This window comes from Candidatus Hydrogenedentota bacterium (assembly GCA_035450225.1).
Lineage (GTDB): Bacteria > Hydrogenedentota > Hydrogenedentia > Hydrogenedentales > SLHB01 > DSVR01.
This window is the reverse complement of record DAOTMJ010000120.1, coordinates 1-1,091: the sequence shown is the minus strand read 5'-3', so window position 1 is coordinate 1,091 and position 1,091 is coordinate 1. Positions and strand designations below refer to the sequence as shown.

The 1,091-nt window shown below is 60.6% G+C and carries 2 protein-coding genes; both read left to right on the top strand.

The annotated features are described in order from the left end of the window. Positions 1 to 203: hypothetical protein (locus P5540_20010; GenBank protein HRT67100.1), on the top strand; the 203-nt coding region annotated here is incomplete at its 5' end. Beyond that, positions 200 to 1,091 (top strand): phage tail tape measure protein (locus tag P5540_20005; protein HRT67099.1); only part of this gene is annotated, 892 nt, incomplete at its 3' end. The genes P5540_20010 and P5540_20005, both read left to right, overlap by 4 nt.

Genomic DNA, 1,091 nt, shown 5'->3' with positions numbered 1-1,091 from the left:
CCAAGCATGAACTCCTGAGCGCCACGTCAACGGCGGTAGGCACCTATGGCCGCCGCGAAGATTGGGAAGCGCTGGAGGAGCAAGCATACGGTACGAAGGTCCGGAAGCAACGCGAAGCCGCGCAGCGTGAGGCAAACAAGCGCAAGCGTACCGTCGAGCGGTTTCATGCCGCTCTCGACTTTTTGCTCAATAGGAAATCATGACGGAAATCAACGCCGGATCGGTACGTGGTGAATTCAGATTTGACATCGCCAAGGCGATCGCGGACCTGCAAGCCGCGATCAAGGGCGTCAATGAACTCACTACGAAAACCAAGGAAGCCGAGAAAGAGGCCGAGAAAGAGGCTCAGGCGGTTTCCGAGCAGGGCAAGAAGACCGAAGAGGCGGGCAAAAAGGCCGAAGAGGCTGGTAAGAAGATCGACGAGGCGGGCAAGAAAACCGAGGGCGCTGGCAAGCGTTCCCAGGACGCCGGGAAACGGGCGGAGGAAGCAGGACGCAGGCAGCAGGAAGCCGGGAAGAGAACAGAAGAGGCCGGACGCAAGGCGGAAGAGGCCGGAAAACGGGCGGAAGGCGCGGGCAAGCGCATCGACGAAGCCGGGAAGAAAACCGAAGGCGCGGGACGACGCGCCAAGGAAGCCGGTGACAAGGCCAAGGAAGCCGGGCAAAAGATCAAGCAGTCGGGCGACGACGCGAAGAAGGCGTCGCTCGGTACTGGCCTGCTCAACAACGAACTCTCGCGGCTGAAACTCATGTTCACCGGCCTGTCTGCCGTCATGGCGGCAGGCGCGATGCTCAAATTCGCGTCCGAGATCGAGGACGGCTTTGTCGGCGTGAAGCGTACCACCGGCGCGGTGGGCGCGGAATTCGAGAAACTCCGCAAGGAAATCCTGCAACTCTCCGTCGATTTGAAAGGTATCCAGATCGGCGCTCTCCAGAACATCGCCCAGATCGGCGGACAGTTGGGCGTTCCCAAGAGCGAACTCGGACGGTTCACCGAAACGGTAGCCAAGGCATCGCGGGCGATGGACATCGCGGATGACGCGGCGGCAAATTTCCTGGCGCGGATTCAGGTCAACATGAAGGAACCCATGG